Source organism: Pseudoalteromonas sp. Z1A2, from assembly GCF_011378755.1.
GTDB classification, from domain to species: Bacteria; Pseudomonadota; Gammaproteobacteria; order Enterobacterales; family Alteromonadaceae; genus Pseudoalteromonas; species Pseudoalteromonas distincta.
The window spans coordinates 42,888-49,974 of record NZ_WTKX01000029.1 but is presented as its reverse complement, the minus strand read 5'-3'; the positions used below and the strand labels follow the sequence as shown (position 1 = coordinate 49,974).

The 7,087-nt window shown below is 41.3% G+C and carries 5 protein-coding genes and 2 tRNA genes; 3 read left to right on the top strand and 4 right to left on the bottom strand.

The window, feature by feature from the left end; translation table 11 throughout:
• The first annotated feature begins 12 nt into the window (after positions 1–12).
• Positions 13–89: transfer RNA gene (locus GQR47_RS17195), tRNA-Asp, on the top strand.
• 54 nt (positions 90–143) lie between these two features.
• Positions 144–220, top strand: a tRNA-Asp gene (locus GQR47_RS17190).
• 740 nt (positions 221–960) lie between these two features.
• Here GQR47_RS17190 and fadE read toward each other — a convergent pair.
• Positions 961–3,417 (bottom strand): acyl-CoA dehydrogenase FadE, encoded by a 2,457-nt coding sequence (gene fadE, locus GQR47_RS17185; protein WP_165724203.1) that lies wholly within the window; start codon positions 3,415–3,417, stop codon positions 961–963.
• Positions 3,418–3,740: 323 nt separating this feature from the next.
• Here fadE and GQR47_RS17180 point away from each other — a divergent pair, with 323 nt between their 5' ends.
• Positions 3,741–4,505 carry a class II glutamine amidotransferase gene (locus GQR47_RS17180; protein WP_165724201.1) on the top strand — a complete coding sequence of 255 codons (765 nt, stop codon included), beginning with the start codon at positions 3,741–3,743 and terminating at the stop codon, positions 4,503–4,505.
• Positions 4,506–4,553: 48 nt separating this feature from the next.
• Here the strand turns inward: GQR47_RS17180 and GQR47_RS17175 are convergent, their stop codons facing one another.
• Genes GQR47_RS17175 through purM form a run of 3 tightly spaced genes read right to left on the bottom strand, consistent with a single transcriptional unit; the run spans position 4,554 to position 7,004 of the window.
• On the bottom strand, positions 4,554–5,288 hold the full coding sequence (locus GQR47_RS17175) for a DUF3108 domain-containing protein (protein WP_165724206.1): 735 nt from the start codon (positions 5,286–5,288) through the stop codon (positions 4,554–4,556).
• Positions 5,289–5,304: 16 nt separating this feature from the next.
• The gene (gene purN / locus GQR47_RS17170) at positions 5,305–5,952 is read right to left on the bottom strand and encodes a phosphoribosylglycinamide formyltransferase (protein ID WP_002959994.1); all 648 of its coding nucleotides are present in this window, start codon (positions 5,950–5,952) and stop codon (positions 5,305–5,307) included.
• Positions 5,952–7,004: a phosphoribosylformylglycinamidine cyclo-ligase gene (gene purM / locus GQR47_RS17165; protein WP_002959993.1), complete on the bottom strand. Its 1,053-nt coding sequence runs from the start codon at positions 7,002–7,004 to the stop codon at positions 5,952–5,954. The genes purN and purM overlap by 1 nt, the downstream gene beginning before the upstream one ends.
• Positions 7,005–7,087: the final 83 nt, after the last annotated feature.

The following is a 7,087-nucleotide window of genomic DNA, read 5'->3' as shown; positions in this document are numbered from 1 at the left end:
TGATATCTCTGCGGAGTGGTAGTTCAGTTGGTTAGAATACCGGCCTGTCACGCCGGGGGTCGCGGGTTCGAGTCCCGTCCACTCCGCCATTTGATATCATGATTAAAATTAGTAAGTGCATTACCCCATGCACATACCACTGCGGAGTGGTAGTTCAGTTGGTTAGAATACCGGCCTGTCACGCCGGGGGTCGCGGGTTCGAGTCCCGTCCACTCCGCCACTTGTTATTTCCTCAATAACAAGCTTATAAAATCCTTGATTAAATAATTTAGTAAAACATTCTTTGGCTATCAGCTATCAGCTATCAGCTATCAGCTATCAGCTATCAGCTATCAGCTATCAGCTATCAGCTATCAAACACATTCCTTGCACAAACCTGCTGATATTCCTTATTATCCGTATCAATACCTATATAAATCTGCCGATGCTCTGGGTAAGTGCTTCTGCATTGCGCTGTATCTCTCTTCTCGTAACTTTTACCGCAGTTAGCTTAACGCCAGGTTTAACCCCAATTCGCTTAATTAAGTAATCTATTTTGATGTAAGAAAAGCATGTCGATAATAAGGAATAATTCGTTATTCAGTTGTTTTCGGCAAATGATCCTGCATTGATCTATCTCCTGCATCTATGCAGTCGTATATCAGAGATTTTAACACTGCTAGGCAGGCTCTAAGTATTATTGCTAATTGGTATAGTCATTAACTTTATAGTGTTGTACTTGTAGAGCTCTTGAGAGAGTTTAAGTTTTTACAGGAGTATAGAGGTGAATTAGGGGTATTTAATCAATACAGAGCTTTTAGGGTTGGTTAGATGTTAGAGCTGCCTGTTATACCAAGCTGTATAATTATTTAAACAATCTAACGAATTAAACTACTCCATCACGTTGTTAAAACTTTTTATTGTGCACAAAAAAGCCAGCACGTTATATGCTGGCTTTTGGTCTGTAAATGCTTAGCTTAGTTAAGCAGCATCAGCTTCTTTTTTAACGCTATTACGTGCGGCTTTTCCTGCAAGTAAGTCAGCAGGGTCGAAGTCATCAACGTTAATAACATCTAAACGAGATTGCTCAACAGCAGCTAGTTTATCAGCCTCTGCTTGGCTTAAAATGCCTGCTTCAAGTCCCATTTGCGCTACTTTATCAAGCTGAAAGAATGGCAGTTTAAGGCCTTTTTCTTTACATACTCTTTCAAATAATGGCTCAACATCAAGGACGTCTTTAAGCGTTTGCTCTTGACGACCTACAAGGTTAAGTGGCTCATTTGTTAGGTATACGTAGCTTGCTAAACGGTTACGCGTTTCGCTAGGTACTTGTAGTAGTTGTGCTAGTTTATGCTCAAGTTGGTCAGTTGGTTTACGAACAGGGCGACCAAACGGGAATAACAATACTTTTAACACGGCGCGTAGTGGAGCCGAAGGCATGTTATTAATTAAATCAGCAAGTGCACGTTGGCAATGGTAAAGGTGATCTTGGCAACTCCATTTTACTAGAGCAAAATCTTCTTTTTTACGGCCTTCATCGTTGTAACGCTTAAGCGTTGCAGATACTAAGTATAGGTAACTAAGTAAATCACCTAAACGTGCTGAAATACGTTCTTTACGTTTTAGTGAGCCACCAAATACTGCCATGCTAATGTCAGACATAAGTGCAAGTGATGCACTAAAGCGTGACGCTATACGGTAAAATTCAGCAGTTTCGTCGTTGTACGGCACACTTGTAAAACGAGCGCCGGTAAGAGCAAGCCACTTAGTACGTACAAGGTTCGACATAGTAAAACCAATATGACCCATTAGCGCTTTATCAAATACGTTAAGCGCTTCTTCGCGGTCTTCAATTTCGCACGCACCTAGTTCGGTAAGTACAAATGGATGACAGCGAATTGCACCTTGACCATAAATAATCATATTACGGGTCAAGATGTTTGCACCTTCAACGGTAATGGCAATAGGTGCACCTTGGTAGCCACGACCTAAATAGTTATTTGGCCCAAGCATGATGCCCTTACCGCCAAGTACATCCATTGCATGAATAGTTGCATCACGCATTTGCTCTGTCAGGTGGTATTTAATAATGGCAGAAACTACCGATGGCTTTTCGCCTAAATCAACCGCACCCGTAGACATACTAACCGCAGCATCAGAGCTGTAAGCGTAACCAGCAAGTTTTGCTAGTGACTCTTCAACACCTTCCATTTTACCAATAGGTAAACGGAACTGACGACGAATGCGGCTATACGCACCCGTTGCAACGGCAATCATTTTAATGCCACCGGCAGAATTTGACGGCAATGTAATTGCACGACCAACCGATAAACACTCAACCAGCATGCGCCAGCCTTGACCAGCCATATCTGGACCACCAATAATATAATCAAGTGGTACGAAAATATCTTTACCGCGAGTAGGACCATTTTGAAATGGTACGTTAAGCGGGAAATGTCGACGACCAATTTCAACTCCAGGAGTGTCCGTTGGAATAAGTGCACAGGTAATGCCTGGCTCTTTATTGTCGCCAATTAGCCCATCTGGATCTTGTAACTTAAACGCAAGACCAAGTACGGTAGCCACTGGGGCAAGTGTAATGTAACGCTTATTCCACGTTAAACTAACACCCACAACTTCCTCACCATTCCATTGCCCTTTACATACCACACCGTAGTCTGGAATTGAGCTTGCATCAGAACCCGCTTCTGGCGAAGTTAATGCAAAACATGGAATTTCTTGACCGCTCGCTAGGCGCGGTAAGTAATGATCTTTTTGCTCTTTTGTACCATAGTGTTGTAATAATTCACCTGGGCCTAAAGAGTTTGGTACACCAACAATTGACGAAAGTAATGTTGATTTACTTGTTAGTTTTTGAAGTACACAAGACTGTGCAAATGCAGAAAACTCTAAACCGCCGTATTCTTTTTTGATGATCATGGCAAAGAATTTATTATCTTTAAGATATTGCCATACATCTTGAGGAAGGTCGGTTAGTTCGTGCGTTGCTTCCCAATCGTCCAACATGCTACATACTACTTCAACAGGGCCATCAACAAAGGCTTGCTCTTCAATAGTAAGTTTAGGAACTGGGTATTGGTGAAGTTTTTTCCAATCTGGGTTACCGCAAAATAAGTCAGCTTCCCACCACGTCGTACCGGCATCAATAGCTGATTTTTCAGTATCAGACATGCTTGGCGTTACTTTTTTAAACGTAGCAAAAATAGGCTTGATGATATATTGCTGACGAAGGCCAGTAACAGAAAGAGGAACCGCGATGATCAAAAAGATCAACCAGCTAATTAAACCAAAAGCACCCGCAAAGGTACCAATTAATAAAGTTATAGCCGAAACACCAAGTGCTGTGTTCCAACTTGCTCTGTGGTAAACCGCAGTGCAAAGCAACGCGATTAGAACCAGTGTAAATATGAGTGTCATTTTTATTCCTTAATAGAGGTCAGACCACCTCACTTAGAGTAGCGCTAGTAACAGTAATTTTCAAGTACATAACGATGTTAAATTGTAGTAGAAAGTAACTTAAATACGATATTTAATTACCCGACAGAGGAACGCTCAATAACTATCGTATAGTCAAAGCATTAGCCGTAAGTAGTGTTAACGTAAAAATAAATAAATCTAATAGCAAAATGACACTTTTTAAGTAAGTATAGCCGTTATAGCGGGCTGCAATTTAGTGTACGCTTAATACACAAATATTCGCTATTTATTTTAATGTATGGTTTTTAAGGGTTATTTTATTAATGTGTGAATTACTTGGCATGTCAGCCAATGTGCCTACCGATATTTGTTTTAGTTTTTCAGGCCTTTTAGAGCGTGGTGGTAATACGGGTCCTCATAAAGATGGTTGGGGTATTACATTTTACGAAGGTAAAGGCTGTAGAACCTTTAAAGATCCTGAGCCGAGTTATCAATCTGAAATTGCAAAGCTCGTTAAAGCATACCCCATTAAAAGTGTCTCGGTTATTAGCCACATTCGCCAAGGTAATCGAGGTCGGGTATGTCTTGAAAATACTCATCCGTTTACTCGTGAGTTGTGGGGGCGTGAAATAACCTATGCTCATAACGGGCAGCTTTCAAATTATCATGATTTAAAACCTGAATATTATCGACCTGTGGGTAATACCGATAGCGAGTTGGCATTTTGCTGGTTGCTTGACAAAATTCGTGAAAAGTACCCGCAGCGACCAAGTAATATGGCGTCGGTTTTTAGATATGCGGCTAAGCTTTCGCATACGCTACGTGAAAAAGGCGTGTTTAATATGTTATTGACCGATGGGGTGTTTGTTTTAGCGTATTGCACTAATAACTTACACTACATAACGCGCCGTGCGCCATTTGGTAAAGCAACGTTGATTGATGCCGACATGGTGGTTGATTTTCAACAAGAGACCACACCAAACGATGTAGTAACAGTTATAGCTACAAGGCCTTTGACGAATGATGAGCGCTGGCAAAAAATGGAGCCTGGGGAATTTGCATTGTTTAAAATGGGTGAGCTAATTTAGCCCACCTATTTTAAATACTAACTTAACTTAACTTTGGTTTAATTAAATTTAGTTAGCTTCTTGAGGTTGTTGTGCTGTAGCAGGCGCAACAGCTGTAGGCGCAGTAACAGTAAATGAATTCATTTGAACTTCAAACTGCTCCATACCTTTTTCGCCTTTCCACATACGTACCAGCATGTAATCCATTTCTGGCGCGAACCATGCAATTGCTTGGCGTTTATCGTTATCGTATAAACGCTTCACTTTAATGGCTTCTACATTACCGATAGGTAAGGAGATCATCTCTTTTTCAACAACTTCAAAGTTGTAGTCGCGGCGGTTACCTTTTTTATCTATAAGGGGGAATGAAAAGCTTGTTTTGCCTTTTTTCAATCCTTCGCGCACTTGCACTTGGTACGAAATAGCATCCTGAAATTCATCAGTCCATTCGCATTTAAGTGGGTATTCACTAGCGCTGCTAGTCACTACTTTGTTTGTTGTATCAAAATCAATTTTGTAATCTTTATCAGGGCCTGTCCCTGTACGAATCATGTTGTAATGATGCGGGGTAACCTTGCCATCTTTAAAGGTAAACTTTGATGTTTCTTCACGAGAGTCAGAGAAAATCATCCACTCAATATTGCTGTGGTATGTTAATTCATAAGTATCGTCGCCCGTTTTTTTGAGCTCACGAACAGCCTCACCATGATTTTTGCCTTTGCGTAAAATATCGTAATTAGCTTGATACTGGGTCAATTCGCCTGCAATTAGGCTAGTTGGAAGTAAAGCGCCCGCACATAACAACAGGGCACTTATTTTTTTATTGTGGGTAGTGCGCGCCGTGTGCAGGAAGTTGTTTTTTGTCAAGAACTGCATAATCTGCTTCCATAGTAAGTCTGTGTTCACTGAACCACTTGACCACCAAAGGATAAATTATATGCTCTTGCTCATGCACGCGTTTTGCTAATGTTTCTGCTGTATCATCCTTGAGTACAGGTATTTGCGCCTGAAGAATAACGGGACCGCCGTCTAATTCTTCAGTAACAAAGTGAACACTTACGCCATGAACATCGTCTTTTGCATCAATTGCTCTTTGGTGGGTATTCAGCCCCTGATACTTAGGCAACAAAGATGGATGAATGTTCAACATTTTTCCAACATATTTTTGCACTAAGCCAGGAGTAAGAATACGCATAAACCCAGCTAATACAACTAGATTTGGCATAAAAGAGTCGATAACGTTCATTAATTGCGCATCGTACGCTTCGCGCGAGTCAAAATCTTTATGACTGAGCACTTTTGTAGCAATACCTGCTTGTTTTGCACGCTCTAGGCCATAAGCGTCTGCTTTATTACTAATAACAGCCGCTATATGCCCGTTTATCTCGCCACGTTCGCAGGCATCTATGATGGCTTGTAAATTAGAGCCACTACCTGAGATTAAAACTACCAGACGAGTCGGTGCCATTACTTAGCACCACCTACAATTTCAACTTGCTCTTCGCCAGCTGCTGCATCTTGAATTTCACCAAGGTGCCATGCATTTTCGCCCAAGTCTTTTAGCATTGTTAAGCTTTGCTCAAGTTTGTCAGCAGGGACTACTAAAACCATGCCTACACCACAGTTAAATGTACGGTACATTTCGTGTGTAGTAATGTTGCCGTTTTCTTGTAACCAATTAAAAATTGGTGGCCACTGCCAGCTATCACCTTTAACTACAGCTTTTGCTGAAGCGGGTAATACGCGTGGAATGTTTTCCCAAAAACCGCCGCCAGTAATATGTGAAAGCGCATGTACGTCAACGTTTTTGAATAACTCAAGTAAAGGTTTTACGTAAATACGCGTAGGCTCAAGTAGAGTTTCGCCTAATGTTTTACCTTCAAAGTCAGCGCTGGTATCAGCTTTTGACACTTCAAGTACTTTACGAATTAAAGAGAAGCCATTTGAATGAGGACCGCTTGAAGCAAGTGCAATAAGCTGATCGCCTGCTGCTACTTTTGTGCCATCAATAATTTTTGATTTTTCTACAACGCCTGTACAAAAGCCTGCCATGTCGTAGTCTTCACCATCATACATACCTGGCATTTCAGCTGTTTCGCCACCAATTAGGGCACAACCTGAAATTTCACAACCTTTGCCAATACCTGTCACTACGTCAGCTGCTGTGTCTACATCTAGTTTACCAGTTGCATAGTAATCTAGAAAAAACAGGGGTTCAGCACCTTGAACAATTAAGTCGTTTACACACATTGCAACTAAATCAATACCAACCGTATCGTGTTTTTTTAAGTCGATTGCTAAACGTAGTTTAGTACCAACACCATCTGTGCCTGCAACTAATACTGGTTGCTTGTAGCCTTCAGGAATTTCGCAAAGTGCGCCAAAACCACCAATTCCGCCCATTACTTCAGGACGACGAGTTTTTTTAACTACGCCTTTAATACGCTCAACAAGTGCATTACCAGCGTCGATATCTACGCCCGCGTCTTTATAGCTTAGAGACTGTTTTTGTTCGCTCACAGGTTTTCCTCAAAATAGTTGTTTTGGGTTGCTTAGAAACGCGCGTATTTTACAACAATTGCAAGGTCGCGGCTAGCGTAAAT

What these genes read in the sequence shown, in the direction of transcription:
- purN (WP_002959994.1), bottom strand. Translation starts at nt 5,952, where the DNA reads ATGGCACCGACTCGTCTGGTAGTTTTAATCTCAGGTAGTGGCTCTAAT.
- GQR47_RS17180 (WP_165724201.1), top strand. Translation starts at nt 3,741, where the DNA reads ATGTGTGAATTACTTGGCATGTCAGCCAATGTGCCTACCGATATTTGT.
- fadE (WP_165724203.1), bottom strand. Translation starts at nt 3,417, where the DNA reads ATGACACTCATATTTACACTGGTTCTAATCGCGTTGCTTTGCACTGCG.